The sequence below is a fragment of the Streptomyces sp. NPDC033136 genome, from assembly GCF_055578235.1.
In genome coordinates, this window is record NZ_JBVIPD010000002.1 from 399951 (window position 1) to 421656 (window position 21706).

The 21706-nt window shown below is 72.0% G+C and carries 23 protein-coding genes and 2 tRNA genes; 15 read left to right on the forward strand and 10 right to left on the reverse strand.

The features are described from left to right. Positions 1-81: 81 nt before the first annotated feature. Positions 82-155 (forward strand) — tRNA-Pro (locus ACZ5TL_RS04980). A 218-nt stretch (positions 156-373) separates the two neighbouring features. Here ACZ5TL_RS04980 and ACZ5TL_RS04985 read toward each other — a convergent pair. From ACZ5TL_RS04985 to ACZ5TL_RS04995, 3 genes are all read right to left on the reverse strand, one after another. Beyond that, positions 374-901, reverse strand: a complete 528-nt coding sequence (locus ACZ5TL_RS04985; RefSeq protein ID WP_468588017.1) for an NUDIX hydrolase family protein — start codon at positions 899-901, stop codon at positions 374-376. Between the two features lie 140 nt (positions 902-1041). Further along, positions 1042-1854 (reverse strand): SAM-dependent methyltransferase, encoded by an 813-nt coding sequence (locus ACZ5TL_RS04990; RefSeq protein WP_468587731.1) that lies wholly within the window; start codon positions 1852-1854, stop codon positions 1042-1044. Between the two features lie 374 nt (positions 1855-2228). Continuing rightward, complete coding sequence (locus tag ACZ5TL_RS04995; protein WP_468587733.1) at positions 2229-3044, reverse strand: hypothetical protein; 816 nt, start codon at positions 3042-3044, stop codon at positions 2229-2231. Between the two features lie 334 nt (positions 3045-3378). Between ACZ5TL_RS04995 and ACZ5TL_RS05000 the strand changes: the two genes are divergently transcribed. From ACZ5TL_RS05000 to ACZ5TL_RS05030, 7 genes are read left to right on the forward strand one after another with little or no spacing between them, the layout of a single operon-like run. Continuing rightward, on the forward strand, positions 3379-4011 hold the full coding sequence (locus ACZ5TL_RS05000) for a helix-turn-helix domain-containing protein (RefSeq protein ID WP_468587735.1): 633 nt from the start codon (positions 3379-3381) through the stop codon (positions 4009-4011). Between the two features lie 52 nt (positions 4012-4063). Beyond that, the gene (locus tag ACZ5TL_RS05005; RefSeq protein ID WP_468587737.1) at positions 4064-5437 is read left to right on the forward strand and encodes a M24 family metallopeptidase; all 1374 of its coding nucleotides are present in this window, start codon (positions 4064-4066) and stop codon (positions 5435-5437) included. Then, entirely contained in the window at positions 5437-6414 is a 978-nt protein-coding gene (locus ACZ5TL_RS05010) for a thiamine pyrophosphate-dependent dehydrogenase E1 component subunit alpha (protein WP_468587739.1), read from the forward strand. The genes ACZ5TL_RS05005 and ACZ5TL_RS05010 overlap by 1 nt, the downstream gene beginning before the upstream one ends. Beyond that, entirely contained in the window at positions 6402-7382 is a 981-nt protein-coding gene (locus tag ACZ5TL_RS05015; protein WP_468587741.1) for an alpha-ketoacid dehydrogenase subunit beta, read from the forward strand. Before ACZ5TL_RS05010 ends, ACZ5TL_RS05015 begins: the two co-directional genes overlap by 13 nt. Positions 7383-7416: 34 nt before the next feature. Beyond that, positions 7417-8787 carry an amidohydrolase family protein gene (locus ACZ5TL_RS05020; RefSeq protein ID WP_468587743.1) on the forward strand — a complete coding sequence of 457 codons (1371 nt, stop codon included), beginning with the start codon at positions 7417-7419 and terminating at the stop codon, positions 8785-8787. Further along, a complete protein-coding gene (locus tag ACZ5TL_RS05025; RefSeq protein WP_468587745.1) occupies positions 8784-9665 on the forward strand; it encodes a cupin domain-containing protein in 882 nt (293 codons plus the stop codon). Before ACZ5TL_RS05020 ends, ACZ5TL_RS05025 begins: the two co-directional genes overlap by 4 nt. Continuing rightward, complete coding sequence (locus ACZ5TL_RS05030; protein ID WP_468587747.1) at positions 9662-10351, forward strand: SDR family oxidoreductase; 690 nt, start codon at positions 9662-9664, stop codon at positions 10349-10351. Before ACZ5TL_RS05025 ends, ACZ5TL_RS05030 begins: the two co-directional genes overlap by 4 nt. Positions 10352-10434: 83 nt before the next feature. Here ACZ5TL_RS05030 and ACZ5TL_RS05035 read toward each other — a convergent pair whose 3' ends face one another. The 4 genes from ACZ5TL_RS05035 to ACZ5TL_RS05050 are packed head-to-tail and all read right to left on the reverse strand — an operon-like array spanning position 10435 to position 12216. Next, positions 10435-11082: an HhH-GDP family DNA glycosylase gene (locus tag ACZ5TL_RS05035; RefSeq protein ID WP_468587749.1), complete on the reverse strand. Its 648-nt coding sequence runs from the start codon at positions 11080-11082 to the stop codon at positions 10435-10437. Positions 11083-11084: 2 nt separating this feature from the next. Further along, on the reverse strand, positions 11085-11429 hold the full coding sequence (locus ACZ5TL_RS05040) for a DUF3140 domain-containing protein (protein ID WP_468587751.1): 345 nt from the start codon (positions 11427-11429) through the stop codon (positions 11085-11087). 50 nt (positions 11430-11479) lie between these two features. Beyond that, entirely contained in the window at positions 11480-11962 is a 483-nt protein-coding gene (locus ACZ5TL_RS05045; RefSeq protein ID WP_468587753.1) for a Dps family protein, read from the reverse strand. After that, positions 11959-12216 carry a WhiB family transcriptional regulator gene (locus ACZ5TL_RS05050; RefSeq protein WP_468587755.1) on the reverse strand — a complete coding sequence of 86 codons (258 nt, stop codon included), beginning with the start codon at positions 12214-12216 and terminating at the stop codon, positions 11959-11961. The genes ACZ5TL_RS05045 and ACZ5TL_RS05050 overlap by 4 nt, the downstream gene beginning before the upstream one ends. 185 nt (positions 12217-12401) lie before the next feature. Between ACZ5TL_RS05050 and ACZ5TL_RS05055 the strand changes: the two genes are divergently transcribed. Together ACZ5TL_RS05055 and ACZ5TL_RS05060 are read left to right on the forward strand one after the other, a co-directional pair. Next, positions 12402-13589: a thiolase family protein gene (locus ACZ5TL_RS05055; protein ID WP_468587757.1), complete on the forward strand. Its 1188-nt coding sequence runs from the start codon at positions 12402-12404 to the stop codon at positions 13587-13589. A 104-nt stretch (positions 13590-13693) separates the two neighbouring features. Further along, positions 13694-14467, forward strand: a complete 774-nt coding sequence (locus ACZ5TL_RS05060; protein ID WP_468587759.1) for a sulfite exporter TauE/SafE family protein — start codon at positions 13694-13696, stop codon at positions 14465-14467. Here the strand turns inward: ACZ5TL_RS05060 and ACZ5TL_RS05065 are convergent. Beyond that, on the reverse strand, positions 14453-15253 hold the full coding sequence (locus tag ACZ5TL_RS05065; RefSeq protein ID WP_468587761.1) for an HAD-IIA family hydrolase: 801 nt from the start codon (positions 15251-15253) through the stop codon (positions 14453-14455). The two genes, ACZ5TL_RS05060 and ACZ5TL_RS05065, sit on opposite strands and share 15 nt — an antisense overlap. A gap of 86 nt (positions 15254-15339) precedes the next feature. Here ACZ5TL_RS05065 and ACZ5TL_RS05070 point away from each other — a divergent pair, with 86 nt between their 5' ends. Then, positions 15340-16080, forward strand: a complete 741-nt coding sequence (locus ACZ5TL_RS05070; RefSeq protein ID WP_468587763.1) for a cobalt-precorrin-6A reductase — start codon at positions 15340-15342, stop codon at positions 16078-16080. Between the two features lie 293 nt (positions 16081-16373). Here the strand turns inward: ACZ5TL_RS05070 and cobF are convergent, their stop codons facing one another. After that, on the reverse strand, positions 16374-17147 hold the full coding sequence (cobF, locus tag ACZ5TL_RS05075; protein WP_468587765.1) for a precorrin-6A synthase (deacetylating): 774 nt from the start codon (positions 17145-17147) through the stop codon (positions 16374-16376). 117 nt (positions 17148-17264) lie between these two features. Further along, a complete protein-coding gene (locus ACZ5TL_RS05080) occupies positions 17265-17807 on the reverse strand; it encodes a DUF309 domain-containing protein (protein WP_468587767.1) in 543 nt (180 codons plus the stop codon). A gap of 97 nt (positions 17808-17904) precedes the next feature. Between ACZ5TL_RS05080 and ACZ5TL_RS05085 the strand changes: the two genes are divergently transcribed. From ACZ5TL_RS05085 to ACZ5TL_RS05100, 4 genes are all read left to right on the forward strand, one after another. Then, positions 17905-17978, forward strand: a tRNA-Pro gene (locus ACZ5TL_RS05085). 572 nt (positions 17979-18550) lie between these two features. Continuing rightward, positions 18551-19780, forward strand: coding sequence for an ABC transporter substrate-binding protein (locus ACZ5TL_RS05090; RefSeq protein WP_468587769.1), 1230 nt, complete (start codon positions 18551-18553; stop codon positions 19778-19780). Positions 19781-19850: 70 nt separating this feature from the next. After that, positions 19851-20810: a carbohydrate ABC transporter permease gene (locus ACZ5TL_RS05095; protein WP_468587771.1), complete on the forward strand. Its 960-nt coding sequence runs from the start codon at positions 19851-19853 to the stop codon at positions 20808-20810. Beyond that, a complete protein-coding gene (locus tag ACZ5TL_RS05100; protein ID WP_468587773.1) occupies positions 20810-21643 on the forward strand; it encodes a carbohydrate ABC transporter permease in 834 nt (277 codons plus the stop codon). Before ACZ5TL_RS05095 ends, ACZ5TL_RS05100 begins: the two co-directional genes overlap by 1 nt. Positions 21644-21706: the final 63 nt, after the last annotated feature.

The window sequence follows — 21706 nt, forward strand, 5'->3', positions numbered from 1 at the left end:
ACGGATGCGCGATCACCGGCGCGAGTGCGGTATTGTTTCCCTGCGCGTCGGGCCGGGGGAATCCCCAGGTCAGACGGGCAACGGGACGTGGCGCAGCTTGGTAGCGCACTTGACTGGGGGTCAAGGGGTCGCAGGTTCAAATCCTGTCGTCCCGACAGAATCGATCAGCGGGTCCGCCGTATCGGCGGACCCGCTGATCGTTTTTTTGGGAGAGCGGCCCGTCCGCCTCGTCCGCCACCGTCCAGGTCATCGCGCCGGCCAGGGCAGCCAGCCGCTGACCGCAGGTCGACCACGGCATGGGCAGGGACCGTCAGGAGTGCGGTGCAGCGGCCAGCCGCATCGGCGAGGCCCTTTCGCCGGGCGCCCCGGACGGTCAGCTCACGCACCCCGCGTACGCCAGTGCCTGCTTCAGCAGCACCCCGTGCCCGCCCGGCATCTCGCTCTGCACCGCCTCCGAGAGGGCCTCCCGCGGGCTGAACCACACCAGGTCGAGCGCGTCCTGCCGGGGCCGGCAGTCGCCTGTGACCGGCACGATGTACGCGAGGGACACCGCGTGCTGGCGGGGGTCGTGGTACGGCGTGATGCCCTGCGTCGGGAAGTACTCCGCGACCGTGAACGGCTGCAGCGACGCCGGGACACGGGGCAGCGCGACCGGGCCGAGGTCCTTCTCCAGGTGGCGCAGGAGGGCGTCGCGGACGCGTTCGTGGTGCAGCACGCGGCCGGAGACCAGCGTCCGGCTGACCGTACCGTCGGGGCCGATGCGCAGCAGCAGGCCGACGCTGGTGACTTCGCCGCTGTCGTCGACGCGTACCGGGACGGCCTCGACGTACAGGATCGGCATGCGGGCGCGCGCCATCTCCAGTTCGTCGGAGGACAGCCAGCCGGGCGTGGTTTCGGTCATGTCAGACATTGCTTGATCATACTTTCAGCCGTTCGGACTTCCTGGATAGCCGCTCCAGGAGAACTGTGACCGGCCACACGCCCGCTCAATCGTCCAGGGCAGCCCGTTTCTGCCGGGTGCCCGCGGCGAAGCCGGCGCCCTCAGGGCTTCACGGCCACCGCGCCGTACTGCGGTACCAGCACGGCCGAGCCGGGCTCGGCACGCCACTGCCCGCACGACACCATGCCCGGCTCCAGCAGCTCCAGCCCCTCGAAGAACGCGGCGATGTCCGCGCCGCTGCGGGCGGTGATCGGGGGAGTGGCGTTCTCGTTCCAGAACTTCATGGCGGGGATCTGGCCCGCGCCGCCCAACTCGTCGTCGAAGGTCGGGTGGGTGAGGACGAGGAAGCTGCCGGAGGGGACCGCGGCCATCACGCGGCGCACGATGTCCCGGGCCTCGTCCACGTCCAGGACGAAGTTGAGGATGCCCAGCATCATCACGGCGACCGGGCGGCCGAGGTCGAGGGTGTCCCCGGCGCGTTCGACGATGGCGTCCGGGTCGTGCACGTCGGCGTCGATGTAGGCGGTGACGCCGTCGTGGCTGCCGGTCAGCAGCGTGCGGGCGTGCACCAGCACGATCGGGTCGTTGTCGACGTAGACGATGCGGGAGTCGGGTGCGATGCGCTGGGCGATCTCGTGGGTGTTGTCCGCTGTCGGCAGGCCCGTGCCGACGTCGAGGAACTGCCGCACTCCGCGCTCACCGGCCAGGAACGTCACGGCCCGGCCGAGGAAGTCGCGGTCCGCCCGGGCGATGTCCCGGATGATCGGGAACATGCCCGCGACGTGCTCGCCGACCTGCTGGTCGACCTCGTAGTTGTCCTTGCCGCCGATCCAGTAGTTCCACACGCGCGCGTTGTGCGCCACACCGGTGTTCAGCTTCGCCGATCCTCCCGAAGGGGTGTGGGCATCGCTCACGACTCGTCCTCTCCTCGCCCTCGCACGAACGACCGAAACCGGTCGTCGCCGCCATTGTGCCGCTGCGATGATCACGCTGTCCCGGGAATCGGCAGAGCGGGCACGGCAGTCGGGGCCGCCGGGCGGGAGAGGGCTGCCCGAGCCGCCCGACGTGCTGTCGCGGCTAGTGCCGCGACAGGCAACGTTCGCCCCGTCGCGACGCCCGGCGCACTCTCGCCGCACCGGCCGAAAGCCCAGGTACATCCAGTACGAGGACTTCCGGCCGGCACACCGAGAGCACGCTCCCCCACCCTCGAACCGCGCTTCGCACGGCTCGGGCGGGAGGCACCCCCACGACGCCGCTCCTTGACGGGCAAACGTTGCCTGCCGCGGCACTAGTTGGGGCTCGCGGCGGGTGACTTGCCGGCCAGGACGTCCTTCAGGCGCTGGGTGCCGAGCTCGGCCGCCTGCTCGACGGAGTCGCTCTCGTCCCCGCCGAGGCCGCCCGCCGTGACGGTGATCCCGTCGTCGCCGACCCGCACGGCGGCGACGTCCAGGGTCAGGGTGGCCGCGTCGCCCCCGGCCGTGCCCTGCACCGTCACGCGCAGGCCCTCCCGGGCGTCGCCCACGCGGGGCAGCGAGGTCTCGACGACCTGGACGGTGCGCTTCTCGCCGCCGTCGGTCACGGTGAACCGGTCGCACTTCTCCGGCAGGGCGGCCATCCACTTCAGGGAGTCCTGCGGGTCGGCCCGGCCGTAGGAGGCGACCTGGTACAGCAGACGGGAGTCGCCCTGCTCGAAGCCGCGCAGCTCGGAGGCGCCCGAGGGCCTGCCCAGCAGGTCGTCGTCGAACAGGGAGTCCATGAGCCGCTGGCAGTCGGCTGCGTCGGCCTTGGCGGTCAGGAAGTCGGAGACGTCGACCGTGCCGATGAGCAGACTGTCGTGCCAGTTCTCGGCCTCCGTGTCCGTGACCTGGTTCCAGTCGTCCTCGATGTCCGCCTCCGTGATCAGCGCGGTCCGTGCGCCGTCCGTGCTGAGGGTGGCGGTGGGGGAGGGGGTCTGCCGCTTCCCGGCCACCTGTGACGTGGTGACGCCCGCGACGTGCGAACCCTCCGTGCCGCCCTCGTCCGAGCAGGCGGCGGTGGTCAGCAGCGTGCCCGCCGCCAGGGCGGTGGAGAGGACGCGGGCAAGCCGGGGCGATCGACGGGTCATCGGGAGTGCCTCCTGAGAACGTGACGCGTGCCCTCAGCGCACCACCGGCACCCACGCCCCACCACCGGCGTCGGGCCGTTCAGGTGAGTCCCGCGGCGCCGGTGTTTCACCACGGCCGGGCGTGCCGCCCCGCCGGGCGTGATCATCGCCCTGGCTGTGGTCTTCGGGCCGGGCGGTGCGGGTGATGCGGGCGGTGCCGGCAGTACAGGCGATACGGGCGGTGCGGACGGTTGCGGGCCGTGGTGGCGAAGCACCGGGGAAACGGTGGCGTCCCGGTTCCCGTGCACTGTTCAATGACACTGCACACTTACCGTACCGAGACGAGGAGCCGCCCGTGTCACCCGCCGAGGTTCCGCCCGTCGGGGCGCGTATGCGGCAGGCGCGCCTGGAGCGGGGGATGAGCCTGCGTGCGCTCGCCCGGGAGGCCGGTGTGTCGGCGAGCCTCGTGTCGCAGATCGAGACCGGCAAGAGCCAGCCGTCCGTCAGCACCCTGTACGCGATCACCACGGTGCTGGGGATCTCCGTCGAGTCCCTCTTCGATGCCCGGGCCGCCTCGCCGACGGCCGGCGTGAGCCCGCCCGGCACGGCCCCGTTCGCCGCCCTCGCCGCCGGCCCGGCCCGCCGGATCGGCCCGCTGACCGGCGCGGGCGAGCGCGAGACGCTGGAGCTGGACTCGGGGGTCGTCTGGGAACGGCTCGGGCGGGTGCCGGGCGCGGACGTCGACTTCCTGCTGGTGACCTACCGGCCCGGCGGCGCATCCTCGGGCTCCGGCGCGCTGATGCGGCACACCGGCACCGAGTACGGCTATCTGACCTCCGGCGAGCTGGTCCTCACCCTCGGGTTCGACGAGCACACGCTGCGCCCGGGGGATTCCGTCTGCTTCGAGTCGACGACCCCCCACCGGTACCGCAACGATGGAGAGGTACCGGCTGTGGGTGTCTGGTTCGTGTCCGGCGATGTTCAGTGAGGCTTGACACCCGCCGCACCCGGGCGTTCACTCCGAAGTGGGGGTGGTCGCCATGGCGATCCGCACATACGGCCCCAACGCCGTCGACTGGGAAGAGCGCATCGACCTGGACCGGCTGCGCGGGCAGCGGCTGGCCCGGCTCCACGCATCGCTGAACCGCTCCGCGCTGGGCGCGGTGCTCAGCTTCGACTTCGCCAACATCCGCTACATGACGGCCACGCACATCGGCACCTGGGCGATGGACAAGCTGATCCGCTTCTCCCTGCTGGTGCGCGACGGCGAACCCGTCGTCTGGGACTTCGGCTCCGCGGCCCGCCACCACCAGCTGTACAACCCGTGGCTCGATTACACCGACGGCAAGGGCGGCCCGCCCACCGGGGCCCGTGCCGGCATCTCCACCCTGCGCGGCGCGTTCCACCCGGACGCCGGCATCGCCGAGGACGTGGCCGCCAAGATCGCCGCAGAGCTGCGCGACCACGGGCTCGCGGGAGAACCGCTCGGCGTCGACGTCGCCGAGCTGCCGGTGCTCGCCGCGCTGCGCGCCGAGGGCATCGACGTCGTCGACGGACAGCAGGTCTTCCTGGAGGCCCGCCGGATCAAGACCGGCGACGAGATCGCCCTGCTCACCCAGGCCTGCGCCATGGTCGACGCGGCCTACGAGGAGCTGTACGGGTATCTGCGCCCGGGCGTGCGCGAGAACGAGTGCGTCGGCCTGGTGAGCAAGGTCCTGTACGACCTCGGCAGCGAGTACGTCGAAGGTGTCAACGCCATCTCCGGCGAGCGCTGTTCACCACACCCGCACGTCTACAGCGACCGTCTGGTCCGCCCCGGCGACCCGGCCTTCTTCGACATCCTGCACAGTCATCTCGGCTACCGCACCTGCTACTACCGCACGTTCGCCGTGGGCAGCGCCTCGCGGGCGCAGCGTGACGCCTACGTGCGCTGCCGGGAGTTCATGGACGAGGCGATCGCGCTCGTCCGGCCCGGCGCGACCACCGCCGACATCGTCCGGGTCTGGCCGCGCGCCGAGGAGTTCGGCTTCGCCGACGAGACGGCCGCCTTCGCCCTCCAGTACGGCCACGGCGTGGGCCTGTCGATCTGGGAGAAGCCGATCTTCAGCCGCCTGGTCTCCCTCGACCACCCCGAAGTCCTCGAAGAGGGCATGGTGTTCGCGCTGGAGACGTACTGGCCCGCCGCCGACGGCTGGTCCGCCGCCCGCATCGAGGAGGAGCTGGTCGTCACGGCGGACGGCTGCGAGGTCATCACCAAGTTCCCCGCGGAGGAACTGCTGGTGGCCGGCCGGAAGTACTGGACGGTGGGCGGTGAACTGAACACCCGCCGCGAGGCGCAGTCCCACCTGAACACCGGGAACGGCTCGGTGACGACTTCCGGGGACCGCCCGGCGACGACCTCCGGGGACCGCTGATGGACGCGCCCGCCCTCCTCGACCGCTACGAGCGGATGGCCGTCATCCGCCGTACGGAGAAGGCCGCCCACGACCTGTTCCTGCAGGGTCTCGTGAAGGGCACCACCCATCTCGCCGCCGGGCAGGAGGCGGTCGCAGTGGGGGCGAGCGCCGCCCTGCGCCCGGACGACTACGTGTTCGCCACCTATAGGGGCCACCACCATGCCCTCGCCCGGGGCGGCACCCCCGAGGAGTGCCTCGCCGAGCTGATGAGCCGCGCGACCGGGCTGTGCAAGGCCAAGGGCGGCTCCATGCACCTGACCAAGGCCGACACTGGCATGCTCGGCTCGTACGCCATCGTCGGCTCCCATCTGCCGATGGCCGTCGGAGCCGCCTGGTCCGCCCGGCTGCGCGGCACGGACCAGCTCGCGGTCGCCTTCTTCGGGGACGGCGCGACCAACATCGGTGCCTTCCACGAGTCGCTCAACCTGGCCGCGATATGGAAACTGCCGGTGCTGTTCGTGTGCGAGAACAACCTGTACATGGAGTACACGCCGATCGCCGATGTCACGGCGGTGCCCCGCCCGGCGGCCGACCGGGCGTCCGCCAACGGCATCCCGGGCGAGGTCGTCGACGGCAACGACGTCGAGGCCGTCGAGGAGGCGGTGGAGCGGCTGGCGCGCCGGGCCCGGGCCGGAGACGGGCCAGCCGTGCTGGAGGCCGAGACCTACCGCCACTACGGGCACAGCCGCGCCGACCCGGCGGCCTACCGCCCGGCCGAGGAGGTCGAACGGTGGCTCAAGCACGACCCGCTGGACCTCGCGCGGGGACGTCTCGCCGAACTGGGGGCAGGGGAGGAGACGATCGCCGGGGCCGACGAGCGGGCCCGGGCCGTCGTGGAGCGGGCCGTCGAGGCGGCGAAGGCCGGCCCGGCCCCCGATCCGCGTGAGGCGCTGACCGACGTGTGGGCGGACGGAGGTGCCGCATGGCGGACGTGATCACCTACCGCGACGCCGTTGCCGAGGGCATCGCCCGCGAGATGCGCCGGGACGCGTCGGTCGTGTGCCTCGGGGAGGACATCGGCGCGGCCGGCGGGGTGTTCAAGACGACCGCGGGGCTGCTCGACGAGTTCGGGCCCGGGCGGGTGTGGGACACACCCATATCCGAACAGGCCATCGTGGGTGCGGCGATGGGCGCCGCCATGACCGGGACGCGGCCCGTCGCGGAGATCATGTTCTCCGACTTCCTGGCCTGCTGCTGGGACTATCTCGCCAACGAGATCCCCAAGGTCCGCTACATGACAGGCGGCCAGGTGACGGTCCCCCTCGTCGTGCGCACCGCCAACGGCGGCGGGCTCGGCTTCGGCGCCCAGCACTCCCAGGCCACCGAGAACTGGGCCCTGACCGTCCCCGGCCTGAAGATCGCCGCACCGGCGACACCCGCCGACGTCATCGGCCTGATGGCGGCGGCGATCCGCAGCGACGACCCCGTGGTCTTCTTCGAGCACAAGGCACTCCTGTCCACCAAGGGCGCCCCGCCCCCGCCGGACCACGTCGTCGAGCTGGGCCGGGCCGCCGTCGTCCGCCCGGGCGCCGACCTCACCCTCGTCGCGCTCGCCTCGACGGTACCCCTGGCGCTGAAGGCCGCCGACGTGCTGTCCGGGGAGGGCATCGAGGCGGAGGTGATCGACCTGCGCTGCCTGGTCCCGCTCGACATGGCGGCCGTCCTCGACTCGCTGCGCAGGACCTCGCGGCTCGTCACCGTCGAGGAGAACCCGTACCAGGGCGGCTGGGGCGCCACCGTCGTCTCGGTCGTCGCCGACGAGGGCTTCGGCCTGCTGGACGCGCCCTTGAGGCGAGTGGCGGGGGAGTGCGTACCGCTGCCGTTCGCCGACGTACTGGAGGAGCGCGTCGTCCCCACCGTCGACAAGGTCGTCACGGCGGTCCGAGGACTCGCCGCCTACTGATCCCCGTACCGCACACCCCATGGGAGGAAGCGCGATGACCACCAGGACACTGCTCCGCTCCGGTCACGTGATCTCGATGGATCCCGGCATCGGTGACCTGCCCCAGGGGGACGTCCTCGTCGAGGACGGCAGGATCGCTGCCGTCGAGCCCGAGATCAGTGCCGACGCCGAGGTGCTCGACATGACCGGCCGCATCGTGATCCCCGGCTTCGTCGACACCCACCGCCACACCTGGGAGGCCCCCATTCGGGGCGTCGCCCCCGACGCCACCCTCGACGACTACTTCGTCGACATACTCGACACCTTCGCTCCCCTGTACACCCCGGAGGACGTGTACGCGGGCAACCTCGCGGGCGCGCTGGAGTGCCTCAACGCCGGCATCACCACGCTCGTCGACTGGTCGCACATCAACAACACCCCCGAGCACCCGGACGCCGCGATCCAGGGCCTGGCGGAGTCCGGCATCCGGGCGCAGTACGCGTACGGCAGCGCCAACACCTCCCTCGCCGACTACTGGTTCGAGAGCAGGATCGCGATGCCGGCGGACGACGTCCGGCGGATCCGGTCGGCGCACTTCGCGTCCGACGACGGCCTGCTGACCATGGCCCTGGCCACGCGCGGCCCGGGCTTCTGCGTCGACGAGGTCGTCGCCGCCGAGTGGGCCATGGCGCGCGAGCTGGGCCTGCCGATCACCGTGCACGTGGCCATGGGCCGGCTGGCCGGCCGCTTCGGCATGGTCAGGCAGCTCCACGGCCTGGGGCTCCTCGGCCCCGACACCACCTACGTCCACTGCTGCCACCTCAGCGAGGAGGAGTGGCGGATGGTCGCCGACAGTGGCGGCACGGTGTCGGTCGCCCCGCAGGTGGAACTCCAGATGGGGCACGGCTGGCCGCCCGTGATGCAGGCGATCGAGCACGGCCTGCGGCCCTCGTTCAGCATCGACGTCGTCACCACCGTGCCCGGCGACATGTTCACCCAGATCCGCGCCGCCTTCGGCGCCGAGCGGGCCCGGGTCAACGCCGACTGCTGGCAGGCCAACCTGCCGGTCCCGGACACCATGCTGACAGCACGTCAGATGCTGGAGATCGCCACCCGCAACGGCGCCCATGTCGCCGGGCTGGAGGACCGTACCGGCTCCCTGACCCCCGGCAAGCGCGCCGACATCGTCGCGATCGACGCCACCGCGCCGAACGTCGCCCCCGTGCACGACGCGGCGGCCGCGGTGACGCTGTGCGCCGACGTGTCCAACGTGGACACCGTCCTCGTCGACGGTGTGCTCCACAAGCGCGACGGCAGGCTGCTCGCCGACACGGCACGCGCCCTGCGGCTCGTCGGGGAGTCCCGTGACCGGCTCCTCGCGGCCAAGGAGGCGAAGAGGGCGCAGCGGACGAAGGCGACGGCATGACGAACCACCTCGTGCGCCACGCCGCCGACGTGCCCGAGCCGCCGTACGACGCCCACGGCCACCGGCGGCGGACGCTGGTCGGCGAGGACGACGGCAGTGTGCACACCGGCTTCGGCCTGTGCGAACTGCGCCCGGACGGCCGCGTTCCGGCCCATGTGCACTCGTACGAGGAGACCTTCCACGTCCTCGACGGGGCCGTGGTCCTCGACGTGCCCGAGGGCTCGTACCTGCTGCGGGAGGGCGACTACGGCCTCCTGCCCGTCGGGGTTCCGCACGCCTGGCGCGGTGCCGGGGGCACCGGCGGCCGCTGGGCGGGCATGCTCGCCCCCGTCCCGAGGGCCCGCTACGGGCACGACACCCAGGCCGTGCCCGGCCTGCCCGAGCGCGATCCGGTCCGGGTCGACGTCCGCGACCCGCGCACCCGCTCCTTCGGCCGCTTCGAGCCCGGCCAGATGGATCCCGGCAGGCAGTCCCAGGACCTGCTCGCCGTCACGGCGAGCATGCGCACGGCACTGCTGGTCTACAGCGGGATCACGGTGAAGATGATGGTCGACGGCGACCTGGGCGCGGTCGCCTCGACGATGTTCATGGTGCGGTATGCCTCCGACGGGGTCATCGGCACCCACGACCACCCCTTCGAGGAGACGTACCTGATCCTCGAAGGGGTGGCGCAGGCCACGCTCGACGGGGAGCGGTACCGGCTGGAGCCCGGCGATCTGGCCTGGGCGGGGGCCGGTTGCGTCCACGGGTTCGCCAACGCCGGGCAGGGGCCGCTGCGCTGGCTGGAGACGCAGGCGCCGCAGCCGCCGGCACGGCACGCGTACCGGTTCACGCGGGACTGGGACTACCTGCGCACGGCACTGGAGGAGAAGTCATGAACAGTGTGCTCGTCGTCGGCGGGACGTCCGGGATCGGGTTCGAGTTCGCCCGTGCCCGGGCCGGACGCGGGGACGACGTGACGCTCACCAGCCGGGACGCCCAGCGCGCCGACGGGGTCGCCAAGGACGTCGGCGCGCGGGGGCTCGCCGTCGACCTGGCGCGACCGCTGGAGATCGCGGCGGCCCTGGCCGACGTGGGGCGCGTCGACCATCTGGTCATCTCGGGTGTCTCCCGGGACGACAACAAGGTGACCGAGTACGACATCGACGCCGCCCTGCGCCTGGTCACCCTCAAGCTCGTCGGCTACACCGAGGTCGTGCACACGCTGCGCGGCCGGCTGCACGACGACAGCGCCATCGTGCTGTTCGGCGGCCAGGCGAAGGAACGCCCCTACCCGGGGGCGACGACGGTGGCGACGGTCAACGCGGGGGTGCGGGGCCTGATGAACTCCCTCGCCGTGGAACTCGCGCCGGTCCGGGTCAACGCCGTGCACCCCGGTGTCGTCGGCGACAGCCCGTACTGGCAGGCCAAGCCGGAGAAGGTGCTCGCCGCGCTGCGCACGGAGACGCCCACGGGGCGGCTCGCCGCGATGGCGGACGTGGTGGACGCGGTCGACTTCCTGCTGTGCAACCAGGCGGTCAACGCGGTGGAACTGCCCGTCGACGGGGGCTGGTTGCTCGGGTGAGCGCGAAGGGAACCGGGAGGACCGGCCGGCGCAGGGCCGTGCCCGGGCGGACGAGGCCCGGTCCCGGCTCGAGCCCGTCCCGGTCACCCGGCGCGCCGGAGGGTGTCCTGCGCCACGTCCTTGTCCACCGCCGCCCGTACCAGCGCGGCGGCCAGGACGGCCGGGTCGGTCCTCCCGGCCAGGTGGACTAGGCGCTCGGGGTCCTTCGGCAGGTTCAGCCGCTCGGCGCCCCGCAGGGCCTTGGGGTCCAGAAAGGGGGCCACCTCCGGCCAGACGGCCTGCGCCTCACGCAGGAAGATGCCGGCTCCGGCAGGTCCCATCCCGGGAAATTCCCCGAGGAGCCGACGCAGTTCGGAGATCCTGCCGTCCGCCTCGCGGCGCAGCCGCCTGAGGTCCCCGCCCCACCGGTCCCTCAGCAGCTCGGCGGCGTCGCCGAGCTGCGTGGCGGTGCGCTCGTCGTAGCGCCGGTAACCGCCCCGGCCGAGCGCGTTCACCCGCTCCTGCCAGTCGGCCTCCGCCATGCGGCGCGGATCGCGCAGCCCCGCCTCGTGCAGGGCCCGGGCGGTGGCCAGCGCGATCGAACCGCGGATGCGGGCGCTGAGCAGATGGGACAGCACCAGCAGCCGGTAGAGCGGCTGCGGTGTGTCCTTCAGCCGGATGCCCGCCTCGTCCGCGTACGTCCGGCTGTGCGCATCGACGAGTGCCCGCACGACGCGCTCCTGCCGTCGCACGGCTACGCCTTCAGCGGGTCGTGGCCGAGCGTCATCAGCCGGTGCCGGCGGCGGGTGTCCTCGGCCGTCACCTCGGGCTCCGGCTCGTTCTCCAGGTCGGCCTGATCGGTGACCGTGTCCACGACCTTCTGCATCACGCGCAGATCGTCGTCGGTCAGGTCCGTGCGCCGCTTCTGCAGGATCGCCAGAACGTGCTGCCCGGTGGGCGTGCCCGCCTGCTCCGGCAGCGGCTCCGTTGCCTCGTCGGCGTCCCGCACCCGCAGCCAGGCCGCGAGTTCCTGCGATGTCATGTTCACCACGCGGTGGAAGTCCTCCCACAGCGCGTCGAGTTCGAGGGCGTCGGTCATCGCCTGCCCCTTCCGTACGTACGTCGGATGCTCTGCGCCGGGCCCGTGTGTCAGCCCTCGCCGGGGCCGTTCTCGGCGTCGAACATCCAGCGCTGCTTCTCCAGTTCCGCGGTGATGCCGATCAGCAGGTCCTGGGTGACCAGGTCCGCCTTCTCGGTCGTGTCGATGCGCTCGCGCAGCCGGCCGATCGCCTCCTGCAGCGACTCCACCATCACCTGCACGGCGTCGGCGTCGCGCACCCAGCCCTCCTTCGGGGCGGGCAGCGTGAAGGCCTTGGCGATGGTCTCCGGCCGTCCGTCCGGCGGGACGCCGAGCGCCGCGGACCGCTCCGCGACCGTGTCGGCGAAGTTCCGCGAGGCCGTGACCACCTCGTCGAGCTGGAGGTGGATGGACCGGAACCGCGGTCCGACGATGTTCCAGTGCGCCTGCTTCCCGATCAGCGAGAGTCCGAGCAGATCCACCAGGGTGTCCTGGAGTGCCTCGCAGGAGACCCGTCGGGCCTCGTCGGGCAGTGTGCTGCGCACAGCCGTCATAGGGCGCTTCTCCTTCTCGCGTCGTTCCTCGTGGTGCGGAGCAGCGCGTCACGCTCCTCCTCGCAGGTGCCGCCCCAGACGCCCGAGGCCTGGCCGTTGCTCAGCGCGTAGGTCAGGCAGTCGTCGGTGACCGGACAGCGCGCGCAGATGCGCTTCGCGGCGGTGACGTCCCGTACGGCGGGTCCAGCGGTGCCCACGGGGAAGAACAGCTCGGGGTCCTCGTCCACGCAGGCGGCGCTCCGCAACCACTCCATGACCGCGCGGGTGCCCCGGGTCCTCTGGGGCAAACCCGGATGCGGAAGCGCGGATGCCGGTTGTTCCCGGCCTGCGATCACGCCCGCCGGGGGCACTTCCACCCGCGAAATCTTCACAGGAGGCGGGCCGAGCGGCTATAGTCCGAAACTAGCAGTGCTAATTAAGTGGTGTGAGGAGTCCTCTCGTGCGTCCCGTCCACTTCGCGGCCGCCCGCCGCACCCCCCTCGGCAGGCTGAGGGGCTCCCTCTCCTCGGTGCGGCCCGACGACCTCGCCGCGACCGTGGTCCGCGCCTTGGTCGGCGAGGTGCCCGCGCTGGACCCCGCCCGCGTCGACGACGTCTACTGGGGCGCCGCCAACCAGGCCGGCGAGGACAACCGCAACGTCGCCCGCATGGCCGCGCTGCTCGCCGGCCTCCCCGAGTCCGTGCCCGGCGCCACCGTCAACCGCCTCTGCGCCTCGGGCCTGGAGGCCGTGACCACGGCCGCCCGTACCATCGCCGCAGGCGAGGCCGACATCGTGATCGCGGGCGGCTCCGAGTCGATGAGCCGCGCCCCCTTCGTCCTGCCCCGCCCGGACGAGGCCCTGCCGCACCGCATGGAGACCGCCGACACCCGCCTCGGCTGGCGCCTGGTCAACCCCGCGATGCGGGACCTGCACGGCCTGCTGGCCATGGGCGAGACGGCCGAGGAGGTCGCCGAGCGGTACGGCATCCCGCGCGAACGCCAGGACGAGTTCGCCCTGCGCAGCCACCAGCGTGCCGCCCTGGCCCGCAAGAACGGTCACTTCGACAACGAACTCCTGCCCGTGGAACGCCCCGACGGGGTCGTCGTCGACACCGACGAGTGCGTCCGCGAGGACACCTCGTACGAGAAGCTGTCCCGGCTGAAGCCGGTCTTCCGGGAGGGCGGCACGGTCACCGCGGGCAACGCCTCGCCGATGAACGACGGCGCCGCCGGCCTCCTCCTGGTCAGCGAGGAGGCCCTGAACGAGCTGGGCCTGGAGTCCCTGGGCCGCTACGTCGCCGGCGCCTCGGCCGGTGTGCACCCCGACGTGATGGGCATCGGCCCGGTCCCCGCCACCCGCAAGGTCCTCGCCCGCGCCGGCTGGAGCGTCGGCGACCTGGAGGAGGCCGAGTTCAACGAGGCCTTCGCGGCCCAGGCCCTGGCCTGCGTCGACCAGCTCGGCATCGACCCCGATCTGGTCAACCCGACCGGCGGCGCGATCGCCCTCGGCCACCCGCTTGGCTGCTCGGGCGCCCGCATCCTGACGACACTGCTCCACCGGATGCGGCGCACGGGTGCGGGGCGGGGGCTGGCGACGATGTGCGTGGGTGTCGGGCAGGGCAGTGCCGTACTCGTCGAACGGCACTAGGAGCCTTCTCCCGCGGAGACCCGTCAGGAAGGCCCCTGGACCCGGCCCACCAGGCGAGACGCCGCTACCCGCCCCGGGTCGTTGCCCATAGCATCAGTGTTCGCATGAACACCATGACGCTCTGGCACATCACCGGCTGGGAGTTCGCCGCCCTCGCCTTCGCGGCCCTGCTCGTCGGCTTTTCGAAGACCGCGGTGAGCGGGGCCAACACCGTCAGCCTCGCCATTTTCGCCGCGGTGCTGCCCGCCCGCGCCTCCACCGGCGTCCTGCTGCCGGTCCTGATCGCCGGAGACCTCCTCGCCGTCGCCACCTATCGGCGGCACGCGCACTGGCCCACGCTGTGGCGGCTGTTCCCGGCGGTCGCCGCGGGCGTCGTCGTCGGCACGGTGTTCCTGATGTGGGCCGACGACGCGGTCGTACGGACCTCGATCGGCGTGATCCTGCTGCTGATGGCGGGTGTGACGGTGTGGCGCCGGCGCACGGCCGGCACGGAGGAGGAGCCGGAGTCCGTCACCACCCGGCCGGGCCGTCTCAAAGCCCGCTCGTACGGCGTCCTGGGCGGATTCACCACCATGGTCGCCAACGCGGGCGGCCCGGTGATGTCGATGTACCTGCTGTCCGCAGGCTTCCGCAAACTCGGCTTCCTCGGCACGTCGGCCTTCTTCTTCCTGATCGTCAACGTCTCCAAACTGCCCTTCAGCGCCGGCCTCGGCCTGATCGACGGCCGCTCGCTCCTGCTCGACCTGGCCCTCGTGGTGTTCGTCGTGCCCGGCGCGCTGTTCGGCACGTGGGCCGTCGGCAGGATCAACCAGCGGCTGTTCGAGCAGCTGGTCATCGCGGCGACCGTCCTGGGCGGCCTGCAGCTACTGCTGCGCTGACCCCCGCAGCAGCGCCGGGAGGTCCGCGAACGAGTCGATCACGTGATCGGGCGTGCCGTCGGCGGACCGGAGCGTCTCCGGCTGGAACTTGCCGGTGCGCACGAGGACCCCGGTGGCACCGGCCCGCTGCGCCGCCAGCACGTCGGACTCGACGTCGTCCCCCACCATCACGGCCGCGTCCGCGCCGACGCCCAGCCGGGCGAGCGCCGAGTCGAAGAACGCCCGCGCCGGCTTGCCGGTGATCTCCGCCTCCACCCGGGCGGCCCGTTCCAGCCCGGCCAGGAACGCACCGGAGTCCAGCCGCAGCCCCGCGTCCGTACGCCAGTACAGGTTGCGGTGCATCGCCACCAGCCGGGCGCCGCGCTGCAGATGACCGAAGGCCCGGTCGAGTGCCTCGTAGCCGAACTCGGGACCGGCCCCGCCGACCAGCACCACATCCGGCACGCTGCCGGTGTCCGCCGGGTCGACCACGGTCACCCCGTCGAGGTCCTCCGCGATGTCGCCGCTGTTCAGCAGCGCGCACCGGGCGCCGGGACAGTGCTCGGCGAGGTACGCGGCGGTGGCGGCGGGCGCGGTCAGGATGTCCTCGGCGGACACCGGGAACCCCGCGTCCGCCAGCGTCCCGGCGATCGACGCCCGGGTCCGGGAGGTCGTATTCGTCACCAGCAGGACGACCGGCCCGGCCTCCCGGATCTCCCGCAACGCCTCCACCGCCCCGGGCAGCGGCCGCCACGAGACGGTGAGCACCCCGTCGATGTCCACGAGCACGGCACGCACGGACTCCATGCCAGGACCATAGCCACCGCGCGCCGCGCCCGCCGGTCCGCACCCGTCCCGCTGTCCGCCGTACGGGACCTCGTAGGCTCGGCGCCGTGTCCCCTCACGTCCTGATCCTCGGCGGCACGACCGAGGCCCGCGCACTGGCCGCCGCGCTGGCCGAGCACCCCGGTGTCCGGGTGACGACGTCCCTCGCCGGGCGCGTGGCGAAGCCGGGCGCGCTCGACGGGGAGGTGCGCGTCGGAGGCTTCGGCGGGGCGGCGGGGCTGGCCGGGTGGCTGCGGGCGGAGGGCGTGACCGCGCTCGTCGACGCCACGCACCCCTTCGCCGGCTCGATCACGGCCAACGCAGCACGGGCCGCGACCGCGACCGGCGTCCCCGCCGTGGTGCTCCGCCGCCCCGGATGGCAGCCCGGCCGCGGGGACCTCTGGCACCCGGTCCCCTCCCTGGACGCGGCGGCGGACCTGCTGCCCCGTCTCGGCCGCCGGGTGTTCCTCACCACCGGGCGCCTGGGCCTGGCCTCCTTCGCGCACCTCACGCGACTCCACTTCGTCGTACGGTCGGTGGATCCGCCCGAGCCGCCGATGCCGCCCGACACCCACGTGCTGCTGGCCCGCGGCCCGTACACCGTGCCCGGCGAGACGGCCCTGCTGCGCGAGCACCGCGTCGACGTGCTGGTGACCAAGGACAGCGGGGGAGCGGCCACGGCCGCCAAACTCACGGCGGCCCGGGAGCTCGGTCTGCCGGTCGTGGTGGTCCGGCGGCCGCCGCTGCCGGACGGCGTGACAGCCGTACCCGATGTGGCGGGGGTGCTGGAACGGCTGGGGCTCGGATAGGACGGATCCACCGCGCTGGTCGCCCGGGTCTTCGCAGCCCTGCCCAGCAGCCCCTGGCCCCGGTTCTCCGTCAGCAGCCGCCTCGCGATCGCGTCGACCGCGAGGCGCAGGCCGCTGTCCGAGGGGCGGCCGAAGTCCCGCCCGAGCCGGGCCTCCAGCCGACCGGCCCGCCGGCCCAGGCCCGGGTGATCACCGCCACCTCACGGGCACCGGCCTCCGTGCGGGAGAGGAGCAGGCCGTGACGGGCGGGAAGCCTCCCGGGGTGGCCGCGCTCCGGGCCCCGCGCCCCGGTGTCAGGCGCGGGGATGCCTGCGCAGCAGATACGTGTCCATGATCCAGCCCTTGCGCTCACGGGCCTCGGCGCGCAGCCGCTCGATGCGGGGCGCGGCCTCGGCGATCGGGCCGGAGACCAGGACCTCGTCCGGGGTGCCGATGTAGGCGCCCCAGTAGATGTCGACGTCCTCGTCCGCGTACTGCCGGAACGTCTGATGGGCGTCGAGCATCACCACCACGTCGTCCACGCCCTCCGGGAAGCCCTCCGCGAGCCGTCGGCCGGTGGTGATCTGCACCGGCCGGGCAACGCGGTTGAGCCCCGTGCGGTGCCGGGCGACGAGCGCCGAGACGCTGCTGATGCCGGGCATGACGTCGTACTCGAACGCCACGGTGCCGCGCTCCAGCACCTCCTCCAGGATCCCCAGCGTGCTGTCGTACAGCGAGGGGTCCCCCCACACCAGGAACGCGCCGGTCTCCTCCGCGCCGAGTTCCTCGGCGATCAGCCGCTCGTAGATGTCGGCCCGGGCGCTGCGCCAGTCCCCGACGGCGGGGGAGTAGGCCGCGCCACCGGCACCGCGGTCCCGCTCCGGATCGCGCGCCTCGACGACCCGGTACGCCGTCCCCTGCGGCAGGTGCGCGTCGAGCATGTTCCGCCGCAGTGCGGTGAGGTCCGCCTTCACCTCGCCCTTGTCCAGGATGAAGAACACGTCCGTGCTCCGCATCGCCCTGACGGCCTGCAGGGTGAGCTGGTCGGGGTCGCCCGCGCCGATACCGATGACATGAATCTTTCGCACGCCCCGAGTCTGCCGCACGCGGTCGGCGGCGGGTTCACCGCGGTCGGACTGCCGGGTGCCGTTTCCCGGCTCCGCATCCTGGCCGCTGTCCGCTACCTCGGTCCTCACCGCCCCGGCTCAGCCCCCGGCCGCCGCACCCCGCAGCCGAGGCGCCCGTGCCCCCGCGTCCACGGCACGGCCGTTCCGCTCCACCTCCCCGGCCAGCTCCCGTGCCCACGCGGCCACGCCCTCGACGTCGATCCCGTGCGGCAGCTCCTGCCCGGAGGCGGACACCCAGGCCTCGGCCGCGCCCGCCCCGCGCCGCAGCAGTCGTGCCCCGCCCGTGAGGTTGCCGCGGGCGGCGTGTGTCAGGCCCACGGCGAGCTGGGCGAGACCGCGCCACAGCTCGCGCTCCTCGTCGGGTCCCGACTTCCAGGCGTCCTCGAAGACCTCGTGCGCGTGGAACGGTTTCCCCTCGTCCAGCAGCCGCTGCGCCTCGGTGACGGTCTCCCGCGGGGTGCGGACGACGCCCTCGGGCTGCCGGGGCACGCCGTCCGCGCCGTACGGCAGGGGCCGTCCGAGACCGTCCCGCGGCCGGGCGTTGCGCGCCCGCCCCTCGTGGTCGCGGTCCCGTGCGCCGTCGCCCGGCCGGTCCGAGTAGGTCTCTCCAGTGCTGCCCATATGCCGATTGTCCCGCCCGGCCCGCTTTCGGCGCGGCAGGGGGTGTGGGGTAAAGTGCTGTCCGCGCGATCACGCGGTTCACCGCGGATGCGCGCATCGGGACGTGGCGCAGCTTGGTAGCGCACTTGACTGGGGGTCAAGGGGTCGCAGGTTCAAATCCTGTCGTCCCGACTTGTGAGAGTCGCTGGTCAGGGCCGGTTTCGGAGGAATCCGAAACCGGCCCTCGGCTGTTCGTGGGACCGGATGGGACCGAGCGCCATGGGGCGGTCGTGCACCGCGCCCCGACTCGGTCCGGGCGCGTCACCGGGGCGATTGTTCAGGCACTCTCACCTGCTCAGAGGTTCCCTTGACGCCGCGTCCGGCCGACACGCACGGCCACGCACAGAACGGCGCCCCCCTCATCGATCGGCTTCGGCGGACCCTTCCATGCCGAACGGCCGGACGGATCGCGCACCCTGCCGCAGGGCAGCGGGAAGCAGCCGAGGTCGACCGTCTCCCCTTCCATGCCCGCAGGCTCGCCGAGTCGGCCCCCAGTGAGCCTTTGGGTGATTAGGTGCGATATGTGCTTGATCATGCCCTATGTACCTCTTAGTGTTCGCCGGGAGGAAAACGCTGCGAGGCCCGAGTCCCCTGCCACCGTCCGGAAGCGAGGTGTGGAGCGCGTGCACGCGAGGTGCGGCTGCCGACCGGTTTCAGGTCAGAGGGGGCGTCCCAGAGGGACGCGATGGCTGCGGGCGTTCGCCGTGCTGCCGTTGCTGGCGTCGGTGCTCGCCGCCTGCGGCGGTGACGAGGACTCCGGTAGGCCCACCCTCAACTGGTACAACTTCCCGGACGACTCGGGAGCGCTCCAGAAGGCGGCCGACCGGTGCAGCCAGGCGTCGGGCGGCCGCTACTCGATCAGCTACAACAGACTCCCGCGTGCCGCGGACGGCCAGCGCCAGCAACTCGTGCGCAGACTCGCCGCCGAAGACGACTCGCTCGACATCCTGGGCCTGGACGTCACCTGGGCCGCGGAATTCGCCGAGGCACGCTGGATCCGGGAATGGACCGGGGCGGTGAAGCAGCAGGCCACCGAGGGCACCCTGCGCGTACCGCTGCAGACCTCGACCTGGAAAGGCAAGCTGTACGCCGTCCCGTACAACACCAACACCCAGCTCCTGTGGTACCGCAAGGACCTGGTGCCCACTCCGCCCAGGACCTGGGCCGAGATGCTCGACATGGCCGCAGACCTCGCCCAGCAGGGCAAACCGCACTTCGTGGAGATCCAGGGAGCCCAGTACGAGGGCCTGACCGTCTGGTTCAACACGCTGGTCAACAGTGCGGGCGGCTCCATCCTCAACGCGAGCGCGACCGAGCCCTCCCTCGGTCCTCCTGCCGTGCGGGCCGCCGGGATCATGCGCGATCTGGCGAACTCCCCGGCCGCGGACCCCTCCCTGTCCAACCAGATGGAAGACCAGAACCGGCTCGCCATGGAGTCGGGGGTGGCGGCGTTCGAGCTCAACTACCCGTTCGTCTATCCGTCGATGAGGGCGAACAACCCCGAGCTGTTCAAGGACTTCCGCTGGGCGCCGTACCCCCGGGTCGACGCGAACCGCCCGGCACGGCCCACCATCGGCGGCATCGACCTGGCGGTGAGCGCCTACTCACGCCACCCCGACCTGGCGTTCGAGGCGGCGCTGTGCCTGCGCAACCGGGAGAACCAGCTCACCGCCGCGCTCGAGGGCGGTCTGCCGCCCACGCTGCGCGCCCTGTACGACGATCCGGCGTTCATGAAGGAGTACCCCTTCTCCGAGGAAGTGCTGGCCGCCCTGGAGTCGGCGAGCGTGCGCCCGATCACTCCGGTCTACCAGAACGTGTCGATCGCGGTCTCCCACACGCTGTCCCCGCCGTCCGAGATCAGTCCGGAGAGCTCGGTCGACACCATCCGGGAACAGATCGACCAGGCCCTGCGATCCGAGGGTGTGATCCCGTGAACCACCACTTCCCGCACCACTTCGTCGCCCGGCGCCGCACCGCGCGGGCCGCGTCCTCGGGCGGCCCGAGATGAGCACACGGGCGCAACCCGCCGGACCCCCACCGCCCCCAGAGGCACAGACGGAGCAGGCGGAGCCGGACCGGGCGGCACTCTCCGCGGGTGCCAGGCAGGAGCGCCGGCTCGGCTGGCTGCTCTGCGCGCCCGCCGTCGTCGTCATGATCGCCGTGACCGCCTACCCCATCGGGTACGCCGTCTATCTGTCCCTCCAGCGGTACGACCTGCGCTTCCCCGGACAGGCGGAGTTCATCGGCCTGAGCAACTACGGGGCGGTGCTGTCCTCCCCGTTCTGGTGGGACGCCTTCTGGGTCACGCTGTTCATCACCGCCGTGTCCGTGGCGATCGAACTGGCCCTCGGAATGGGCCTCGCCCTGGTCATGCACCGCACGATCTTCTGGCGCGGCGCCGTCCGCACGTCGGTCCTCGTTCCGTACGGGATCGTCACCGTGGTCGCCGCCTTCTCCTGGCAGTACGCCTGGACCCCGGAGCTCGGATACCTCGCCGAGTTGCTGCCCAGCGGGGAGGCTCCGCTGACCGAACAGTGGCCCGCCCTCTGGCTGATCATCCTCGCCGAGGTGTGGAAGACGACGCCGTTCATGGCCCTGCTGCTGCTCGCGGGCCTCGCGCTGGTCCCCGAGGAGACCCTGAAGGCGGCCATGGTGGACGGCGCCACCGCCTGGCAGCGCTTCACCAAGATCATGCTGCCGCTGATGAAGCCGGCCGTCCTGGTGGCACTGCTCTTCCGCACCCTGGACGCGTTCCGGATCTTCGACAACATCTACATCCTGACCGGGGGCGCCCAGGGGACCGGCTCTCTGTCGATCCTCGGGTACGACAACCTGTTCACCGCGCTGAACCTGGGCATCGGCTCGGCGATCTCGGTCCTGATCTTCATCTGCGTCGCGATCATCGCCTTCGCCTTCGTCAAACTCTTCGGCACCGCAGCACCGGGAGCGGAGGTGAAGCGCTGATGGCCGCAGTGGGAAAGACACATGCCGCCCGATGGGGCGTCCTGAACGTGGTGGTGGTGCTGTACGCCCTGTTCCCGGTGTGGTGGATCGCCGCGCTGTCGTTCAAGGACCCCGCCACCCTGACGGACGGCAACTACATCCCCACGGACTGGACCTGGGAGAACTACCGGGGAATCTTCGAGACCACCGAGTTCACCCGTGCGCTGATCAACTCGATCGGCATCGCCCTCATCGCCACGGTGATCGCGGTGGCCCTGGGCACCATGGCCGCCTACGCGGTGGCCCGGCTGCGGTTCCCCGGCAAGCGGGTACTCATCGGCATGTCACTGCTGATCGCCATGTTCCCGCCGATCTCCCTGGTGTCACCGCTGTTCAACATCGAGCGGATCATCGGGATCTTCGACACCTGGATCGGGCTGATCATCCCGTACATGACCTTCTCCCTGCCGCTCGCCATCTACACCCTGTCGGCGTTCTTCCGGGAGATCCCGTGGGATCTGGAGAAGGCCGCCAAGGTCGACGGGGCGACGCCCGCGCAGGCCTTCCGGTTGGTCATCGCGCCGCTGGCCGCACCCGGCGTGTTCACCACGGCCATTCTCGTGTTCATCTTCTGCTGGAACGACTTCCTGTTCGCCATCTCGCTCACGTCCACCGAGTCCGCGCGCACCGTGCCCGCCGCGATCGCGTTCTTCACCGGGAGCTCCCAGTTCCAGCAGCCCACAGGATCGATCGCCGCCGCCGCTGTGGTGATCACCATCCCGATCATCGTTTTCGTCCTGCTCTTCCAACGGCGGATCGTCGCCGGACTGACCTCCGGGGCGGTCAAGGGGTGAACGGGCCGACCGTGGCAGGCAGGCCACCGGTCCGGGACACCGACCGCGGTATCCGGACCCGGA